This is a genomic window from Mesorhizobium sp. M1E.F.Ca.ET.045.02.1.1 (assembly GCF_003952485.1).
GTDB lineage: Bacteria > Pseudomonadota > Alphaproteobacteria > Rhizobiales > Rhizobiaceae > Mesorhizobium.
Window position 1 is genome coordinate 2,202,256 of record NZ_CP034447.1, and the last position, 18,695, is coordinate 2,220,950.

Genomic DNA, 18,695 nt, shown 5'->3' on the forward strand with positions numbered 1-18,695 from the left:
CACCTCCTTTCGATTGGTTGAACACGGCCCAAAGAATGGGGTGTGTCGCGGCAAATGACAAGGTGCCGCAACGGAATGGCCAGACGGGAAATCCTCGAGTAGTGCATTTGCGCAACAGATCGGGATTGCGGTCCCAAGGCGAATTGGACGACAGTGGCTCAAGCCAGCGGGCGTATTCGACGTATCGGGAGGTGGGAATGAATGCCGCCGACAGGGCCGCGCGGATCGTGCGAACGGTCGTCGAGACTCTGAAGCCCGGCTTTGCGGTCAGGCTGTGGACCGGCGAGCGGATCGGCCCCGCCGGCGGTCCGGTGCTCGCCATCAACGACCAGGACATCGTCTGGCAACTGGTGCGGCGGCCGGCCTTCTCGACGCTGGTCGAGATGTGGATATCCAAGACCGTCGACATCGAAGAAGGCACGCTGTTCGATTTCTACGCCCTGCCTTCGCAAGGCAAGCTCAAGACGAAGCTCAAGTCCCTGCCGAAGCTGGCAATCCTGCGCGACCTGCCGGCTGTCTTGTTTTCGCGAAGGCAGATGACGGCGCGCACCGACCTCTCCGGGCGCAATCCCTATGTCAGCGGGTCGAACAAGGCGGCGATCCAGCATCACTACGACATCTCGAATGCCTTCTACCGGCTCTTCCTCGACGAGCGCATGGTCTATAGCTGCGGTTACTTCCAGGATTTCGCCAATGGCATCGACCAGGCGCAGGTCGACAAGCTCGATCACATCTGCCGCAAGCTCAGGCTGAAGCCAGGCGAAAGTCTGCTGGACATCGGCTGCGGCTGGGGCGCGATGCTCATCCATGCGGCGAAGAACTACGGCGTCGTCGGCCACGGCGTCTCGCTGTCGCAAGCCCAGACGGAGCTTGCCCGCGAGCGCATTCGCGCCGAGGGGCTGGAGGATCGCATCACCATCGAGATAAAGTCGTATGCCGAGCTCTCCGGCACGTTCGACAAGATATCGTCGATCGGCATGTTCGAGCATCTGGGGCTCGCCAACCACGACGCCTACTTCTCGGCCGTCAATCGCCTGCTCAAGCCCGGCGGCATCTATCTGCACCACGCCATCACCAGGCGCAGCAAAGGCGACATCCGCAAGACGCTGCGCAAGGGCCCGGAATACAAGGCGCTGATCAAATACATCTTTCCCGGCGGCGAGCTCGACACGATCGGCATGACGCTCGGCAATCTCGAGGCGCATGGCTTCCTGGTCCATGACGTCGAGAACTTGCGTGAGCACTACGCGCGCACCTGCAGGCTCTGGGCGGAGCGTCTGCACGCGCGCTTCGATGAGGCGATCGCCGAGGTCGGCGAGGCGAAGGCGCGGCTCTGGCTGCTCTATCTCTCCGGCTGCTCGATTGCCTTCGAGCGGGCCTCGGCGCAGATTTTCCAGACCGTCGCCACCAGGCGCGCGCGGGGGCCAAGCGGCCTGCCGCCAACCCGTGTGGATTTGTATCGATAAGCCTACACGAAGCGCATCGGCGCGCCGACCTCGATCCGCGCGGGCCGGTCGACGGTGCAGTAGACGCCGAGATTGTGGGCGTTGTGGCGCACCAGGTTGCGCAGGATGCCTGGATCGTTGTCGAAGCCGTCCTGGGCAATGATGGTGAAGCCGCAGCGGCGGCAGGGTTCCGAGATGGTGAGCAGCAGATCGCCGACCGCAAGCTTGCGGCCGATCCATTCCGTCTCCGGGAAAGAGCCTTCGACCGGCTCCATGTCGACGACGATGTTGGGGCGGAAGCGGCGCGGATCGGCCGCCCCTTCCGGATGCAGCGTCTTCAACCGCGCCAGCGAGGCGGTGGTCAGCAGATGGATCGGCGCCTTGCGATAGCGCGCCTGCGTCAGCGGACCGGCATAGGCCGGCGGCGCGTTCTCCCGGCCGAACGGCCGGATCGAGGCAGTGAAGCCGAGATAGGCAGACACGGCATGATCGCATTCGGTGCCGGGCGCGCTCAGCCAGTCGCCGCCGGGGACGGCCACCTCAAGTTCGCGATCGTTGGTCAGCCGGGTGCGGATACGCGGCACCTTGTGCCATTTGGCGTCGCGGTCGGGCCGGGCAATCTCGTTGTCCGCGGCATCCACGAGGCCGAACAGACGGTCGCCGTCGATGGTTTCGCGGCCGACCGAGATCGCGTCCTGGCGCTCGCCGGCGAGCGAGCTCGCCGGATAGCGCCAGAGCTGGCTGACGGTTCCGAGCACCGCCTTGTCTGTCATCAGGCCCTTTTGTTCTGCCGGTTGGCGACCAGGTCGTCGACGACCGCCGGATCTGCGAGCGTCGAGGTGTCGCCGAGCGCGCCGTAATCGTCCTCGGCGATCTTGCGCAGGATGCGCCGCATGATCTTGCCCGAGCGGGTCTTGGGCAGGCCCGGAGCGAACTGGATCTTGTCTGGTGTCGCGATGGCGCCGATCTCCTTGCGGACATGGGTGACGAGTTCCTTGCGGAGGTCTTCGCTCGATGTCGTGCCGGCCATCAGCGTGACGTAGCAGTAAATCCCTTGCCCCTTGATGTCGTGCGGATAGCCGACGACGGCGGCTTCCGAGACCATGTCGTGGCTGACCAGCGCCGACTCCACTTCGGCCGTGCCCATGCGGTGGCCGGAAACGTTGATGACGTCGTCGACGCGGCCGGTGATCCAGTAGTAGCCGTCGGCGTCGCGGCGGCAGCCGTCGCCGGTGAAGTACTTGCCCTTGTAGGTCGAGAAATAGGTCTGCACGAAGCGGTCGTGATCGCCATAGACCGTGCGCATCATGCCGGGCCATGCATCGATGATGCAGAGATTGCCGTCGGCCGCTCCTTCGAGCACCTTGCCCTCGCCGTCGACCAACTGCGGCCTGACGCCGAAGAAGGGCCGCGTAGCCGAACCCGGCTTGAGGTCGGTGGCGCCTGGCAGAGGCGTGATCAGGATGCCGCCGGTCTCGGTCTGCCACCAGGTGTCGACAATCGGCAGTTTGGCGTTGCCGACGACGTTGTAGTACCACTCCCAGGCTTCCGGATTGATCGGCTCGCCGACGGTACCAAGCACGCGCAACGACTTGCGCGAGGTCTTCTTCACATGGCTGTCGCCGGCGCCCATCAGCGCGCGCAACGCCGTCGGCGCGGTGTAGAAGATGTTGACCTGGTGCTTGTCGATGACTTCCCAGAAGCGCGACTGCGACGGGTAGTTCGGCACGCCTTCGAACATCAGCGTCGTGGCGCCGTTGGCTAATGGCCCGTAGACGATGTAGCTGTGACCGGTGACCCAGCCGACATCGGCGGTGCACCAGTAGACGTCGCCGTCATGATAGTCGAAGACATATTGGTGCGTCATCGAGGCATAGACGAGATAGCCGGCCGTGGTGTGCAGCACGCCCTTCGGCTTGCCCGTCGAGCCCGAGGTGTAGAGGATGAACAGCGGGTCCTCCGCCTTCATCTTCTCCGGCTTGCAGTCGGCCTTAACGGTCGCTGCCTCGTCGTGGTACCAGACGTCGCGACCCGGCACCCAGCCGGTCTTGCCGCCGGTGCGCCGCACGACCACCACCTTCTCGACCTTCGTGCCGGCCTTGGCTGCGATGTCGATCGCCTTGTCGGCGTTGTCCTTCAGCGGGATCGGCTTGCCGCCGCGCAGGCCCTCGTCCGTAGTGACGACGACGGTCGACTTGCAGTCGTCGATGCGCCCGGCGAGAGCGTCGGGCGAGAAGCCGCCGAAGACGACCGAGTGGATGGCGCCGATGCGGGTGCAGGCCAGCATCGCATAGGCCGTCTCCGGGATCATCGGCATGTAGATGGTGACGCGGTCGCCTTTCTTGACGCCGTGCTTCTTCAGCACGTTGGCGAAGCGGCAGACATGCGCGTAAAGCTCGTTGTAGGTGATCTTCCTGTCATCGTAGGGGTTGTCGCCCTCCCAGATGATGGCGGTCTGGCCGCCGCGCTTCTTCAGATGCCGGTCGATGCAGTTGTAGGAAACATTGGTCTGCCCGTCCTCGAACCACTTGATCGAAACCTTGCCGTCGAAGGAGGTGTTCTTGACCTTGGTGAACGGCTTGAACCAGTCGATACGCTTGCCGTGCTTGCCCCAGAACTTGTCCGGGTTCTTCACACTGTCGGCGTACCATTTGAGATAGGTTTCGTTGTCGATCAGCGCGTTCTTCTTCCACGCCGGCTGGACGCGGTGCACATGAACATCGGACATTTCTTTGCCTTCCTCCCAAACCGTTCCGCCGGCTTAGATCGCCGGCGGTATCGCGGCGACGCAGCCGCGAATTCGCGGGCATTATTAACAGTTCCGTCGTGACGGCAATATTAGACGTTGGATTCGCGCGGCGGGATGACGCAGGGGAAACGCCGAAACGCTGTCAGCACTCGTTACCCATCGCTGCTAACCAACTGTTTTGGCGAAGGAAAAGCCGGTTGCGATCAGCAAAATTCAATAGACAGTTAAGCAACTGAGCGCAGAATCGAACATTGGGAGGAAAGGAGATCGAGCCTTAAGGGGGCTGCCATGCACGACCACTCCGAAATGGACCTGATGCTCAGGGGCTATGGGTTGACCACGGCCAAAATCCTCTACCACTTCCCCGACCACCCGCATTTGCTGCAAAGCTTCATCTGGCAGGATTACGACGTCGCGCCGAAGTTTCCGGTGCTGATCCGCTTCATCGAATTCTGGAAGACGAAGCTCGACGGACCGCTGCATTCGGTCACCTACACGCATCAGAAGCTGATCGCGCCGAACGAGTGGCGGAAGGTGGATGGGGAGTTTTTATTGCATTGAGGCGTCGCCCATAATCTCCCCCCTTGAGGGGGAGATGTCGCCGAAGGCGACAGAGGGGGTCGCCGCGCGTGGAGCGCCAATGCCCTCCATGACGAGAGACGATGCTGGCGCTCTACGTGAGACGACCCCCTCTGGCCTGCCGGCCATCTCCCCCGCAAGGAGGGAGATTGGCAGCTTCGGCGCCAGCACTCACACCGCCGGCGGGTCGAGCCGGGCGAAACCTTCCTGACGGCGATAGGGAAAGTAAGGGTAGGGCGCCGTCACCGCGCTTGCTTCATCGAGGGCCTTCATCTGCTTCGGCGTCAATGCCCAGCCGACGGCGCCGAGGTTCTGGCGCAACTGCTCCTCGTTGCGCGCGCCGATGATCACGGATGACACTGTCGGACGTTGCAGCAGCCAGTTGATGGCGACCTGCGGCACGGTCTTGCCGGTTTCGGCCGCCACAGCGTCCAGAGCATCGACCACCTTGAAGAGATGCTCGTCCTCGACCGGCGGGCCGAAGCTCGCCGTGTCGTGCAGGCGGCTCTTTTGCGGCAGCGGCTGGCCGCGGCGGATCTTGCCGGTCAGCCGGCCCCAGCCGAGCGGGCTCCACACCAGGGCGCCGACACCCTGGTCGAGGCCGAGCGGCATCAATTCCCATTCATAGTCGCGGCCGACCAGCGAGTAATAGACCTGATGCGCGACGTAACGCGGGTAGCCATGCATCTCGGCCAGGCCGAGCGATTTCATCACCTGCCAGCCGGAGAAGTTGGAGACGCCGACATAGAGCAGCTTGCCCGAACGCACGAGGTCGTCCAGCGTCGAGAGCACTTCCTCGATCGGCGTGGAAGCGTCAAAGGCGTGAAGCTGGAGCAGGTCGATATAGTCTGTGCCGAGCCGCTTCAGCGCCTGGTCCACAGACCGGATCAATCGTGCGCGGGACGAGCCCCAGTCGGCCGGACCGTCGCCCATCGGCAGCGAGGTCTTGGTCGAGATCAGCACCGCGTCGCGGCGGCCCTTGATCGCTTCGCCCAGCACCTCCTCCGAAGCGCCGTTCGAATAGACGTCGGCCGTGTCGAAGAGATTGACGCCGGCCTCCAGGCAGATGTCGACAAGCCGGCGCGCCTCCTTGGCGTCGCTGTTGCCCCAGGCGCCGAACAGCGGTCCTGAACCGCCGAAGGTTCCGGCGCCGAAAGACAGCGCCGGCACTTTCAGGCCGGAGGCGCCGAGACGTCGATATTCCATGATTTCGCTCCTTGTGATGCCGAAGGTGAAAGGGAGCCGATCAGCACTGTGCCGCGGCAGGCTCGCCAAGCGGGCGGCCGCGCTCCAGGCGCTGCGCCAGGAACACCACGGCCAACGCCGCGAGCGGCACCAGGCCGGCGACAGGTGGGACGGCGCCGAGGCCCGGTCCGTGATCGATGACGAAGCCGCCGAGCCAGGCGCCGATCGCGTTGCCGAGATTGAAGGCGGCGATGTTGAAGGAGGAGGCAAGACCCTGGCCGGCGCCCTTGGCCTTCTCCAGCACCCACATCTGCAGAGGGGCGACGGTGGCGAAGGCGGCCGCGCCCAGCAGGCCGACGGCGATGATTGCCGCTATCGGTTGATGCATGGCGGCGGTCATGACGAACAGCGCGGCCGACAGCGCGACGAGCGTGCCGATGACCGTCGGCACCAGATGCCTGTCGGCGAGGCGTCCGCCGAGCAGGTTGCCGGCGACCAGACCGGCACCGAAGACGAGCAGGATCGGTGACACGGCGGCTTCGGAAAAGCCGCTGATCCGGGTGAGGATCGGCGCCAAGTAGGTGAAGGCGGCAAAGACGCCGACCCAGCTCAGCACCGTGGTCAGCAGGCCGAGCAGCACCGGCCGGCGGCCAAGCACGGCAAGCGCGCCTTCGGAGCTTTCCTCCTCGGCGGCCGCTGCCGGCTCGTCGCGCGGCACCAGCAGCGCGATCACGGCAAAGGCGATGACGCCGACCAGCGTTACGGCAAGGAAGGTCGAGCGCCAGCCATAGGCCTGGCCGAGCCAGGTGCCGAAGGGCACGCCGAGGATATTGGCGACGGTGAGGCCGGTGAACATCAGCGCGATAGCCGACGCCTTCCGGTTGGGCGCGACAAGGCTGGTGGCGACGACCGAGCCGACGCCGAAGAAGGAAGCGTGCGCGAAGGCGGTGAGCACGCGCGCCGCCATCAGCGTCCAGTAGTCGGGCGCCAGCGCGCAGGCGAGGTTGCCGATGGTGAAGACCACCATCAGGGCAAGCAGAAGCGTCTTCTTCGCTAGGCGGCCGGTGAGCGCGCCAAGCAGCGGCGCGCCGACAACGACGCCCAGCGCATAGCCGGAAATGAGCAGGCCCGCGGCCGAGATCGAGACGCCGAGATCGGCGCTGACATCGAGCAGCAGGCCCATGATGACGAATTCGGTGACGCCGATGCCGAAGGCGCCGGCGGTGAGGGCATAGAGAGCAAGAGGCATGGCAATGGTCCGGTTGGTCAGGAAAGGACGCCCAGTCCCGCGCCCCCGACCGGGAAGATCGTGATCCGTCGAGCTGTGAACCAGCCTTGCGCCAAGCATATTTTCTGTGAAATAGATTCACGAATGGCGAGACCCGAAATCAACCGCTCCGGCGAGATCGAGGTGTTCGTCCGCGTCGTCGAGGCCGGCAGTTTTTCCGCTGCGGCGCGGGCGTTGCGCATGACACCCTCGGCAGTGAGCAAGCTGATCGCGCGCTTGGAGGCGCGGCTCGGCGCGCGACTTCTCAGCCGCTCGACGCGGCGGCTGCAGCTGACCCCGGAAGGTGTCGCTTTCCACGACAGCGGCATCCGCATTCTCGCCGACCTCGACGCGGCCGAGCGCGAAGCGGCGGCGGGTGCCGCGCCTCGCGGCAGGCTCAGGGTCAACAGCTATGTGCCCTTCGGCCAGCACCGGCTGATGGAATTGCTGCCGCGCTTCCTGGAACGCTACCCGGAGATCAGCGTCGAGGCGGTGCTGACCGACAATGTCATCGACCTTCTGGAGGAGCGAGCCGACATCGCCATACGCGCCGGGCCACTGCGCGAATCTCGGCTGGTGGCGCGCAAGCTCGGCCAGAGCCGGATGGTGCTGGTAGCGTCCCCTGCCTACCTCGAAGCCCGCGGCACGCCGCAGACACTGTCCGACCTAGGACGCCACAATATGCTGGCCTTCGGCTTCGCCAGGCATATCGAAGGATGGCCTTTCGTCGATGCGGCAGGCAAATCGATCATCCTTCCGATCGTCGGAAACATGACGCTGACCGACGGCGAGGCGATGCGGCGGACGGGGCTGGCGGGAGCCGGCATCGCCCGGCTGGCACGCTGGCATGTTCAGCCGGACATCGACGCCGGAGGATTCGTGCCGCTGCTGGAGGAATTCAATCCCGGCGACGAGGAGCCGACGCACGCGGTCTATGTCGGCCAGGGCAAGCATCTGCCGGCCAGGGTGCGGGCCTTTCTCGATTTCCTTGCGGAGACCGTGCGTCTCTGAACGAAAAGCCGCACGCCCCGAAGGACGCGCGGCTTTCGAAGCATCGGCTCGGATCGAGTGATCAGGCCTTCGGCACGAAAGGCGCCGGGCGCCGGCCGGCGCCCTGCCGTTCCAGCATCCAGCCGGGATATTCGGCAGGCAGCGCGCTCATCTCATCGAGCTTGGCAAGATCGTCGGCGTCGAGCTTCAATCCGGTGGCGGCGAGGTTCTGCTCGAGCTGGTCCATGCGGCTGGCTCCGATGAGGACGCTCATCACGAAGGGCTTCGCCAGCACATAGCCAAGCGCCACCGTGGCGACGCTGACACCATGCTTCCTGGCGATCTCGCGCATGACGGCGACCGCCGCCCAGGCGCGGTCCTCGTTGACCGGCGGGAAGTTGAAGTTGGCGCGGCGGCCTTCGCCATTGCCCGGCGCACCCGGGCCGTATTTGCCCGACAGCAGCCCGCCGGCCATCGGCGACCAGACCATCAGGCCGAGCTTCTCCTCGTTGATCAAAGGCACGATTTCGCGCTCGAGATCGCGGCCGGCGATCGAGTAGTAGGACTGCACCGTCTCGAAGCGCGCATAGCCCTTGCGCTCGGCGATGCCCAGCGCCTTGGCGATGCGCCAGGCCTGCCAGTTGGAGACGCCGACATAGCGGACCTTGCCGCTGGAGACGAGGTCGTCGAGCGCCCGCAGCGTCTCGTCGATCGGCGTCACCGTGTCGGTGCCGTGCAACAGGTAGAGATCGATGTGGTCGGTCTGCAGCCGCTCCAGGCTGCCGTCGATCGAATCCATTATATGGCCGCGCGAGGAACCGCGCTGGTTAGGACCCTCGCCCATGACGCCGTGCACCTTGGTGGCGATGATCACGTCCGAGCGCTTTACGCCCAGATCCTTGAGCGACTGGCCGAGCAGGTGTTCCGACGCGCCGAAGGAATAGACGTCGGCGGTGTCGAAGAAGTTGACGCCGGCGGCGATGGAGCGGCCGACGATCTCGTTGACGCCTTTCTGGTCGAGGCTGGCGATGAGACCCCATTGGGCATTCTCGCCGGCGGCGCCGAAGGTCATGGTGCCGAGGCAGAGTTCGGAGACGAACATGCCGGTATTGCCGAGTTGGTTGTAGCGCATGGTGATATTTCCCGAGAAGGATTGGGTGACGCGTCTGAATGACAGGAGGGAAATAGGAACGGCCCGTTTCGTTTCAAGTGCTGGCGCAAACGCGGCGGCCAACTGGCTCAAGGGAACCGTTGAGCAGCGATCCGGCAGGGGCGCAGAGGTCAGGCTTCCCAGGGATTAAGCGCGGTGACGCCGATGTCTTCGAAGGCAGCGACATTGCGCGTAACCACGATGAGGTCGTGGACGAGAGCTGTCGCTGCTATGAGCGTGTCTGCGCTGCCTCGCGTACGGGCTGCCGTGATGCGGCCCCACGCCAACGCAATCTCTTCGGTGATTGGAAGAATGCGGTCCCGATTGTCTCTTCGTAACTCTCTCAACCAAATATCGAGCCGGGCCGCTCTTTCGAGGTCTACATTGCGTTGCTTGACGATTCCTCGCTCGATTTCGCCGAGGGTAATGACGCTAAGGCTGATCGACGCCGGATCGATCGAAGCCACCCAGGCGGTCGGCTTCGGCAGGCGCCTTTGCACATCCGAAACAATGTTTGTGTCGAGCAGGTACATCAGAGGTCGACGTCCCGGATCATGTTATCCGGGCGACGGGTGATTTCCTTGTCAAACGCATCGTCCCAGCCGGGGCCGGTCAGAAGATATTCGGCAAGAGATTTCTTCATCCCAGCCAAGCGATCGTAGTCCTCCACGGACAGCACGACCGCAGCCCGTTCCCCACGAAGTGTCACCGTTTGCGGGCCCTCGGTTCTTGCGCGTTGGACCACTTTCGAAAAATTGTTCTTCGCGTCCTGAAGATGCCAGTTCATGCTAACGCTCCTAGCTAGCTTGGCTAGATATAAAGCGGCCGCCCCCAATTGTCAATCGAGACGAACGAGTACTGACAGGCTACCGGCTGCCGAAGATCGCCGAGCCGACCCTGACGCTGGTCGCGCCGAAAGCGATCGCCGTCTCGTAGTCGGCGGACATGCCCATCGAGAGTTTTGCGACGCCGGCTTCCTTGGCGAGCTTCTCCAGCAGCGCGAAATGCGGACCGGGGTTCTCGTCGGCAGGCGGAATGCACATCAGGCCTTCGATGGCGAGGCCGTGCGCCTCGCGGCAACGCTTGACGAAGCGAACCGCCTCACGCGGCTCGATGCCGGCCTTCTGTGGCTCGGACCCAGTGTTGACCTGGACATAGAGTTTTGGCGAACGGCCTTGCCTGGCGATCTCCTTGGCAAGCTCGGCGGCGATCTTGTCGCGGTCGACCGTCTCGACGACGTCGAAAAGCGCTACCGCCTCCTTGGCCTTGTTGGACTGCAGCGGGCCGATGAGGTGGAGCTCGATGTCGGGGAATGCAAGCCTGAGCGCCGGCCATTTGCCTTGAGCTTCCTGCACGCGGTTCTCGCCGAAAACGCGCTGGCCGGCTTCCAGAACGGGCCGGATCTCGTCGGCCGAAAAGGTCTTGGACACAGCGACCAGCGTGACGGCGCCAGGCTCGCGCTTTGCTTCGCCTTCGGCGCCCGCAATCCTCGCCTTGACCGCAAGAAGCTGTTCGACGGCACTCGTCATGCCCATATCCTGCCTATAGTTTTAGCGCCGACGCCGGATCGCCACAGTTGACGGGTCCGGCAATCCATGGTGAACACCGCGACGACATTGTCTCGGCTGCCGGCCTTGTCCGGCGCCGCGTATCCGCTTTTAAGTGAAAAACATCCGATGGCAACCGAACGTTACAATCCGCGCACGTCAGAGCCCAAATGGCAGAAGGCCTGGGCCGAAAAGAAGCTGTTCGAGGCCAGGAACGACGACCCGAAGCCGAAATACTACGTGCTTGAGATGTTCCCCTATCCGTCGGGCAAGATCCATATCGGCCACACCCGCAACTACACGATGGGCGATGTCGTGGCGCGCTACAAGCGCGCCAAGGGCTTCAACGTGCTGCATCCGATGGGCTGGGACGCCTTCGGCATGCCGGCCGAGAACGCGGCTATGCAGAACAAGGTCCACCCCAAGGACTGGACCTATGAGAACATCGCCGTCATGCGCGAGCAGCTCAAGGTCATGGGCCTGTCGCTCGACTGGGCGCGCGAGTTCGCCACTTGCGACGTCGACTACTACCATCGCCAGCAGATGCTGTTCCTCGACTTCGTCGAGAAGGGCCTGGTGACGCGCAAATCCTCCAAGGTCAATTGGGACCCGGAGGACATGACGGTGCTCGCCAACGAACAGGTCATCGACGGCCGCGGCTGGCGCTCGGGCGCGCTGGTCGAGCAGCGCGAGCTGACACAGTGGTTCTTCAAGATCACCGACTACGCGCAGGACCTGTTGGACGCGCTCAACTGCCTCGACGAATGGCCGGAAAAGGTCAAGCTGATGCAGCACAACTGGATCGGCCGCTCGGAAGGGCTGCTGATCCGCTGGCCGCTGGCCAAGCCGGTCGGCGGCGAGCATGAGCTGGAAGTCTACACGACCAGGCCGGACACCATCTTCGGCGCCTCCTTCATGGCGGTCGCGGCCGATCATCCGCTGGCCAGGAAGGCCGCGGAGAGCAATGTCGAGCTGGCCAAGTTCATCGACGAGGTCCGCCATATGGGCACCTCGGTGGCCGCACTTGAGACGGCCGAGAAGAAAGGCTTCGACACCGGCATCCGCGTCGTCCATCCGTTCGACGACAGTTGGACGCTGCCCGTCTATGTCGCCAATTTCGTGCTGATGGAATACGGCACCGGCGCCATCTTCGGCTGCCCGTCGGGCGACCAGCGAGACCTCGACTTCGCCAACAAATACGGCCTGCCGGTGATCCCGGTGGTGATGCCGGGGGATGCGGACGCCAAGACCTTCCAGATCATCGAGGAGGCCTATGACGGCGATGGCGTGATGATCAATTCGCGCTTCCTCGACGGCATGAAGCCCGAGAGGGCGTTCGACGAAGTGGCGAAGCTGCTCGAACAGAAGATGATCGGCGGCCGGCCGATGGCGGAGCGCAAGGTAAACTTCCGCCTGCGCGACTGGGGCATCTCGCGCCAGCGCTACTGGGGCTGCCCGATCCCGATGATCCACTGCGAAGCCTGCGGGGTGGTGCCGGTGCCGAAGGCCGACCTGCCGGTCAGGCTGCCCGACGACATCGAGTTCGACCGTCCGGGCAACCCGCTCGACCGACACCCGACATGGCGGCATGTGAAGTGCCCGCAATGCGGCCGCGACGCGCGGCGCGAGACCGACACGATGGATACCTTCGTCGACTCGTCGTGGTATTTCGCGCGCTTCACCGCGCCCTGGGCGAACGAGCCGACAGAGCCGAAGGCTGCCGACGAATGGCTGGCGGTCGACCAGTATATCGGCGGCATCGAGCACGCGATCCTGCATCTGCTCTATTCGCGCTTCTTCACCCGCGCCATGCGCGAGACCGGCCATCTCAATCTCGCCGAGCCGTTCAAGGGCCTGTTCACGCAAGGCATGGTGGTGCACGAGACCTACCGCGTCGGCGGCCCGTCGACCAATGGGCGCTGGCTGTCGCCGGGCGAAGTCAGGATCGAGGATGCGGACGGCAAGCGCCGCGCCATCGAGATCGCGACCGGCGAAGAGGCGACGATCGGCGCGCTCGAGAAGATGTCGAAGTCGAAGAAGAACACGGTGAGCCCGGAAGAGATCACCGACGGCTACGGCGCCGACACCGCACGCTGGTTCATGCTGTCGGATTCGCCGCCCGAGCGCGACGTCGAGTGGACGGACGAAGGTGCCGCCGGCGCGCATCGCTTCGTGCAGCGCGTCTGGCGCCTGGTGCAGATCGCGGCGGAGCAGCTCTCCGGCGTGAAGCCCGCGGCGGCCAAGGAAAGCGAGGCGGGTGCCGTCTCGAAGGCGGCGCACAAGATCCTGAAGGCCATCGGCGAGGATATCGAGAAGCTCGGTTTCAACCGGGCGATCGCGCGCATCTACGAGCTTGCCAACGCGCTGACCACGCCGCTCAACGATGTCGCCGAAGGCAAGGCGGACGCGGCGCTGAAAGGCGCTTGCCGCGAGGCCGTCGAGATCCTGGTGCATGTGATCGCGCCGGTGATGCCGCATCTGGCCGAGGAATGCTGGGAGACGCTGGGCGGCACCGAACTCGTCGCCGAACGGCCGTGGCCGGTCTTCGATCCGGCTCTCGTCGTCGACAACGAGATCGTGCTGCCGGTGCAGGTCAACGGCAAGAAACGCGGGGATTTGACAATTGCCCGCGACGCGGATCAAGGTGCCGTCGAAAAAGCGGTGCTGGCACTCGACTTCGTGCAAAAAGCGCTCGATGGCAAGGCCCCGCGCAAGGTGATCATCGTCCCGCAGAGGATCGTCAATGTTGTTGCCTGATCCGGAAAAGTCAGAAGCGGGACGCCACTTCGGCCGCGTTACGGTCTGGGGCCTGGTCGCCTCGCTGGCGCTGGTCTCGGCCTGCACGGTACGGCCGCTCTACTCCAGCGCGCCGCTCACCGTCGGCTCGCAGGTCGGCGCCGCCGCCGAACTGGCATCGATCTCGATCAAGCCGGTCGGCACGCGCTACGGCCAGCAGGTGCGCAACAATCTGATCTTCGCGTTCGGCCAGGGCTCCGGTGAGCCGGCCTCGCCGGCCTACACGCTCGACCTCGGCGTCAGCGAGCTGGTCGAATCGGCCGCCATCGTCCAGGTGCAGACCGAAGAGGACGAGCCGACGGCGGGCACGGTGACGCTCACCGCCAATTATGTGCTGCGAGATGCGACCGGCGCGGTGGTAGCCGTCGGCAAGCGCTCGATCCCGTCGTCCTTCGACCGGCCGCGCCAGGAGTTCGCCGCCTACCGGGCGCAGATCGACGCCGAGAACCGCGCCGCCCGCGAACTCGCCGATCTGCTCAGGCTGGCGATCGCCCAGGACCTGGCCAAGCACGGCAAGAAGGCCTGAGGCGTATTGATATTCAAGTGAGGCCGGCCTGCAAATGCCGGCTTCTCGCGCTTCCGGCCTTCGCCGACCGAAGCGCTCATGAGTGGCGTGGCAGTTAAATCAAGGCTACGGCCGGCGTAGGCCGCTTCTCGGAAACCGTCCAGTTTGGTCGCTTCGCGCCCGTCTTCGACTCCGGCTCGGCCTGACCAGATTGTCGGATGCAGAAGCTCCAACCGATCCAGTCATGGTCTTGGTGGTTGCTCTCCGACGTTCAGGCATCATCTCGCAAACGGAAGCCACGAACCTTTGGCGCTCATGTCATGGAACACTACCGTGTAGGAGCCGGAGTTGCGCGCCCCCTTGACTTAGAGCGCACTCTAACCTGTAGCTTCCCGTGCGTCGTGACGAAAGAAGGGCGTTCATGAAGATTGGTGAACTGGCGAAGCGTTCGGGATTATCGACCCACACCATCCGTTACTATGAGCGGATCGGGCTGCTTCCCTATGCCGACAGGGACCAATCGGGCCAGCGTGACTACGACGCATCAATCCTCAGCTGGATAGAATTTCTCGACCGTCTCAAAGCGACCGGGATGCCTATCCGGGAAATGCTGCGCTACGAGGCCTTGCGGGAACGTGGCGTCGGCACGGAAGCGGAGCGCGGCGCGTTGCTTGAACAGCACCGCGAGCGTGTCCGAGCACATGTGGCCGAATTGCAAGCCTGCCTTCTCGTCCTCGACACCAAGATTGCCGGATATGCAGGCAATGAACAGAGGATGAAAGAATATGACGCAACAATCCCCGAACGCCGGCGAAAGCCGGCTGGAACGCGGCAAGCGGGCGCTCGCTGAAATCGACGGCGAAGCCGGCCACAATGTCATTGCCGCTCTGGCGGACATTGCCCCCGACTTCGCAAACTACGTGTTCGAGTTCTCGTTTGGCGACATTTACAGCCGCCCCGGCCTCGATCTGCGCGCTCGGGAAATCGCCACTGTCGCGGCGCTGACCGCGATGGGGACAGCGACTCCGCAATTGAAGGTTCACATTGAGGCGGGCCTGAATGTCGGGCTGACCAAGGACGAAATCATCGAGATCATCATGCAGATGGCGGTCTATGCGGGCTTTCCTGCGGCTCTCAACGGCCTGTTCGCAGCCAAGGAAGTATTCGCCCGATTTCCCGTCCAGAAGGCGGAGGCGAGCGTGTAGGAGCCCGGTTCACGGCGAGGGACCACGAGATGGCGCAGGTGGCTTAGGAGCCTTCGGATCCGGGTTTCGTGCGTCACGCGGCCAAAGGCTATTCACCCGCTCCCGGAAACCGCTCTAACACCTGAAGCGCGTCGCGCTGAAGCGGATTCGGGCGACGCGCTTTAAGTCTTTGTCATGCATTAAGCCGGGAACAGCTCCCGAAGGGTCTCGCGAACCAGCTCAAGAAACCCCTGAATCGCAACACACCTTCGCCTACCGCTTGTATCTACAAAAAAGGCCGGTTGCCCGGCCTCTTTTTTGTCTGATCTCCAGCCTCAGCCGATCTTCTGGCCGGTCTTTGCCCAGTCGGCGAGGAACATCTCCAGGCCCTTGTCGGTCAGCGGGTGCTTGACCAGCGCCTTGAGTGTCGCCGGCGGAGCGGTGATGACATGCGCCCCGATCAGTGCGGCCTGCTTGACGTGATTCACGGTGCGGGCCGAAGCGGTCAGGATCTCGGTCGAGAAATCGTAATTATCGTAGATCTGCTTGATGTCGGCGATCAGGTCCATGCCGTCCCAGCCGGTGTCGTCGATGCGGCCGACGAAGGGCGAGATGAAGGAGGCGCCGGCCTTGGCGGCAAGCAGCGCCTGATTGGCCGAGAAGCACAGCGTGACATTGACCATGCGGTTCATCTCGGTGCGGATCGTCTTGCAGGCCTTCAGCCCGTCCAGCGTCAGCGGCACCTTGATGCAGACATTCGGCGCGATCTTGGCCAGCACCTCGGCCTCGCCCATCATGTCCTTGAACTCGGTGGCCACCACCTCGGCCGAGACCGGGCCTTCGACGATGTCGCAGATCTGCTTCGTGACCTCGGCGATCTTGCCGCCCGATTTCAGGATGAGAGACGGGTTGGTGGTGACGCCGTCGAGCAGCCCCAGATCGTTCAGTTCCTTGATCTCCTTGATGTCGGCGGTGTCGACAAAAAACTTCATAGCGGTCTCCTGAGGATTTTCATGTGCATGGCATGCACCTTGGGGGGTCACCCTTTGATCTAGACCAAAGTCAGGGCAAGGTCACGCCTGATGACGGAAGATTCGCCCTTTGTCGCGGCCGCACCCGTGCTGGTGCCGATGCCTGCCGAACGGCCCTACACCTATGCCGTGCCGCCCGGCATGCGCGTGGTGCCGGGCTCGATCGTGCGCGTGCCGCTGGGGCCGCGCCAGGTCGCTGGCATCGTCTGGGACGGCGCCGTCGAAACGGTCGATCCGAAGAAGCTGCGGCCGATCGAGGAAGTCTTCGATTGCCCGCCGATCGACCGGGCGATGCGCCGCTTCGTCGACTGGATCGCGCACTATACGCTGTCGGCTCCCGGCATGGTGGCGCGCATGCTGCTCAGGGCACCGGAAGCGTTCGATCCGGAGCCCTGGATCGAGGGGCTGCAGCGTACCCTCGCGGAACCCGATCGATTGACCGATGCCCGGCGGCGCGTGCTGGAGACGGCCGAGGGCGGGCTTGCCTGGACGCGCTCCGGTCTCGCCCATGCGGCGGGCGTCTCCTCGACCGTCATCGATGGCTTGAGGGCTCAAGGCGTGTTCGAGACGGTGATGATCCCGCCAAGGCCGGTGGTGGCGGCGCCCGATCCGGGCCATGCCGCGCCGGAATTGATGCCGGACCAGAAGGCGGCGGCCGAGAAGCTGCGAGCCGCCATCGCGGCCGACGCCTTCAACGTCACCCTGCTCGACGGCGTCACCGGATCGGGCAAAACGGAAGTCTATTTCGAGGCGGTGGCGGCGGCGCTCGACAAAGGCCAGCAGGTGCTGATCCTGCTGCCGGAGATCGCGCTCACCCATGCCTTTCTGGAACGTTTCCAGGACCGGTTCGGCGCCAAGCCGGCGGAGTGGCACTCGGACCTGCCGCCCAGGATGCGCGAACGCGTCTGGCGGCAGGTGGCCGAAGGCGGCGTGCGCGTCGTCGCCGGGGCGCGCTCGGCGCTGTTCCTGCCGTTCAAGAACCTCGGCCTGATCGTCGTCGACGAGGAGCACGACCCCGCCTACAAGCAGGAGGACCGCGTCTTCTACAATGCGCGCGACATGGCGGTGGTGCGCGGCCATATCGGGGCCTTCCCGGTCGTGCTCGCCTCGGCGACACCGTCGGTGGAAAGCCGGGTCAATGCCAGCCAGGGTCGATACGACAGGGCCGTGCTGTCGTCGCGCTTCGCCGAGGCCGCGCTTCCCGACCTGAAGTCGATCGACATGCGCCGCGCGCCGCCGGCGCGCGGCGGCTTCCTGTCGCCTCTCCTGCTGGAGCAGATGCAGCGCACGCTGGAGAAAGAAGAGCAGTCCCTGCTCTTCCTCAACCGGCGCGGCTATGCGCCGCTGACGCTCTGCCGCGTCTGCGGCCATCGCTTCGGCTGCCCGGTGTGCTCGGCCTGGCTGGTCGAGCACCGCTTTCGCGGCCAGCTTGTCTGCCATCATTGCGGGCACAACGAGCGGCGGCCGGAAGCCTGCCCGGAATGCGGCACGCTCGACCATCTCGTGGCCTGCGGGCCGGGCGTCGAGCGCATCGCCGAGGAGGTGGTGGCGCATTTCCCGGAGGCGCGCACCATCGTGCTCTCGTCCGATCTGCTCGGCGGCGTGCGCCGGCTGCGGCTCGAACTGGAGGCCGTCGCCAATGGCGAGGCCGACATCGTCATCGGCACGCAGCTCGTCGCCAAGGGCCACAATTTTCCCGGTATGACGCTGGTCGGCGTGGTCGATGCCGATCTCGGCCTTGCCAATGGCGACCCGCGCGCCGCCGAGCGCACTTTCCAGCTGCTCAGCCAGGTGACGGGCCGCGCCGGCCGCACCGGCAAGAAGAGCCTCGGCCTCTTACAGACCTACCAGCCGGACCATCCGGTGATGCGGGCGATCGTCTCTGGCGATTCGGAGGCTTTTTACGAGCGCGAGATCGCCGAGCGCGAGCGGGCGGCGCTGCCGCCTTTCGGCCGGCTCGCCGGCATCATCGTCAGTGCCGCGACGCGAGGCGAGGCCGAAACCCATGCACGGGGCTTGCGGCGCGCCGCGCCCAATGCGTCCGATATCTTCGTGCTCGGGCCTGCCGAGGCGCCACTGTCGCTGATCGGCGGCCGCCACCGCTTCCGCCTCTTGGTGCAGGGCGAGCGGCGCGCCGACATGCAGGGTTTTATTCGCGCCATGCTGGCGGATGGGCCGAAACTGAGGGGCTCGGTCAGGGTGCAGGTCGACATCGACCCGCAGAGCTTTCTATAAGCTCAAGAGACTGTCCCACCGGAGCGCTCACA

At 64.6% G+C, this 18,695-nt stretch carries 17 protein-coding genes; 8 read left to right on the forward strand and 9 right to left on the reverse strand.

Going from position 1 to position 18,695, the window contains the following annotated elements:
* Positions 1 to 197 precede the first annotated feature (197 nt).
* Positions 198 to 1,466, forward strand: a complete 1,269-nt coding sequence (locus tag EJ070_RS10635; protein WP_126091318.1) for a cyclopropane-fatty-acyl-phospholipid synthase family protein — start codon at positions 198 to 200, stop codon at positions 1,464 to 1,466.
* A 2-nt stretch (positions 1,467 to 1,468) separates the two neighbouring features.
* Here EJ070_RS10635 and EJ070_RS10640 read toward each other — a convergent pair whose 3' ends face one another.
* A complete protein-coding gene (locus tag EJ070_RS10640; RefSeq protein ID WP_126091319.1) occupies positions 1,469 to 2,218 on the reverse strand; it encodes an MOSC domain-containing protein in 750 nt (249 codons plus the stop codon).
* On the reverse strand, positions 2,218 to 4,173 hold the full coding sequence (gene acs / locus EJ070_RS10645) for an acetate--CoA ligase (RefSeq protein WP_126091320.1): 1,956 nt from the start codon (positions 4,171 to 4,173) through the stop codon (positions 2,218 to 2,220). The genes EJ070_RS10640 and acs overlap by 1 nt, the downstream gene beginning before the upstream one ends.
* A 309-nt stretch (positions 4,174 to 4,482) precedes the next feature.
* Here acs and EJ070_RS10650 point away from each other — a divergent pair, with 309 nt between their 5' ends.
* Positions 4,483 to 4,755 carry an aspartate-semialdehyde dehydrogenase gene (locus EJ070_RS10650; protein WP_126091321.1) on the forward strand — a complete coding sequence of 91 codons (273 nt, stop codon included), beginning with the start codon at positions 4,483 to 4,485 and terminating at the stop codon, positions 4,753 to 4,755.
* Between the two features lie 189 nt (positions 4,756 to 4,944).
* On the opposite strand, the gene EJ070_RS10655 is transcribed toward EJ070_RS10650, so the two are convergent.
* Positions 4,945 to 5,979, reverse strand: a complete 1,035-nt coding sequence (locus tag EJ070_RS10655; protein WP_126091322.1) for an aldo/keto reductase — start codon at positions 5,977 to 5,979, stop codon at positions 4,945 to 4,947.
* Between the two features lie 40 nt (positions 5,980 to 6,019).
* Positions 6,020 to 7,207, reverse strand: a complete 1,188-nt coding sequence (locus EJ070_RS10660) for an MFS transporter (protein WP_126091323.1) — start codon at positions 7,205 to 7,207, stop codon at positions 6,020 to 6,022.
* A 123-nt stretch (positions 7,208 to 7,330) separates the two neighbouring features.
* On the opposite strand from EJ070_RS10660, the gene EJ070_RS10665 reads away from it, so the two are divergent.
* Positions 7,331 to 8,236 (forward strand): LysR family transcriptional regulator, encoded by a 906-nt coding sequence (locus tag EJ070_RS10665; RefSeq protein WP_126091324.1) that lies wholly within the window; start codon positions 7,331 to 7,333, stop codon positions 8,234 to 8,236.
* A 61-nt stretch (positions 8,237 to 8,297) separates the two neighbouring features.
* On the opposite strand, the gene EJ070_RS10670 is transcribed toward EJ070_RS10665, so the two are convergent.
* The 4 genes from EJ070_RS10670 to EJ070_RS10685 all read right to left on the reverse strand — a co-directional run bounded on the left by EJ070_RS10670 (position 8,298) and on the right by EJ070_RS10685 (position 10,894).
* The gene (locus EJ070_RS10670; protein WP_126091325.1) at positions 8,298 to 9,347 is read right to left on the reverse strand and encodes an aldo/keto reductase; all 1,050 of its coding nucleotides are present in this window, start codon (positions 9,345 to 9,347) and stop codon (positions 8,298 to 8,300) included.
* A 149-nt stretch (positions 9,348 to 9,496) separates the two neighbouring features.
* Positions 9,497 to 9,898 carry a type II toxin-antitoxin system VapC family toxin gene (locus EJ070_RS10675; protein ID WP_126091326.1) on the reverse strand — a complete coding sequence of 134 codons (402 nt, stop codon included), beginning with the start codon at positions 9,896 to 9,898 and terminating at the stop codon, positions 9,497 to 9,499.
* Positions 9,898 to 10,152: a type II toxin-antitoxin system Phd/YefM family antitoxin gene (locus EJ070_RS10680; protein ID WP_126091327.1), complete on the reverse strand. Its 255-nt coding sequence runs from the start codon at positions 10,150 to 10,152 to the stop codon at positions 9,898 to 9,900. Before EJ070_RS10680 ends, EJ070_RS10675 begins: the two co-directional genes overlap by 1 nt.
* 79 nt (positions 10,153 to 10,231) lie before the next feature.
* Positions 10,232 to 10,894 carry a YggS family pyridoxal phosphate-dependent enzyme gene (locus EJ070_RS10685; protein WP_126091328.1) on the reverse strand — a complete coding sequence of 221 codons (663 nt, stop codon included), beginning with the start codon at positions 10,892 to 10,894 and terminating at the stop codon, positions 10,232 to 10,234.
* Between the two features lie 147 nt (positions 10,895 to 11,041).
* Between EJ070_RS10685 and leuS the strand changes: the two genes are divergently transcribed.
* The 4 genes from leuS (at position 11,042) to EJ070_RS10705 (ending at position 15,418) form a co-directional block, all read left to right on the forward strand.
* The gene (leuS, locus tag EJ070_RS10690) at positions 11,042 to 13,669 is read left to right on the forward strand and encodes a leucine--tRNA ligase (protein WP_126091329.1); all 2,628 of its coding nucleotides are present in this window, start codon (positions 11,042 to 11,044) and stop codon (positions 13,667 to 13,669) included.
* Positions 13,656 to 14,234, forward strand: coding sequence for an LPS assembly lipoprotein LptE (gene lptE, locus EJ070_RS10695; RefSeq protein ID WP_126091330.1), 579 nt, complete (start codon positions 13,656 to 13,658; stop codon positions 14,232 to 14,234). Before leuS ends, lptE begins: the two co-directional genes overlap by 14 nt.
* A gap of 400 nt (positions 14,235 to 14,634) precedes the next feature.
* Positions 14,635 to 15,063, forward strand: coding sequence for a MerR family transcriptional regulator (locus tag EJ070_RS10700; RefSeq protein ID WP_126091331.1), 429 nt, complete (start codon positions 14,635 to 14,637; stop codon positions 15,061 to 15,063).
* Positions 14,999 to 15,418, forward strand: a complete 420-nt coding sequence (locus EJ070_RS10705) for a carboxymuconolactone decarboxylase family protein (protein ID WP_126091332.1) — start codon at positions 14,999 to 15,001, stop codon at positions 15,416 to 15,418. The genes EJ070_RS10700 and EJ070_RS10705 overlap by 65 nt, the downstream gene beginning before the upstream one ends.
* Positions 15,419 to 15,732: 314 nt before the next feature.
* Here the strand turns inward: EJ070_RS10705 and fsa are convergent, their stop codons facing one another.
* Positions 15,733 to 16,389, reverse strand: coding sequence for a fructose-6-phosphate aldolase (gene fsa, locus EJ070_RS10710; protein ID WP_126091333.1), 657 nt, complete (start codon positions 16,387 to 16,389; stop codon positions 15,733 to 15,735).
* A 90-nt stretch (positions 16,390 to 16,479) separates the two neighbouring features.
* On the opposite strand from fsa, the gene EJ070_RS10715 reads away from it, so the two are divergent.
* A complete protein-coding gene (locus tag EJ070_RS10715; protein ID WP_126091334.1) occupies positions 16,480 to 18,663 on the forward strand; it encodes a primosomal protein N' in 2,184 nt (727 codons plus the stop codon).
* Positions 18,664 to 18,695: the final 32 nt, after the last annotated feature.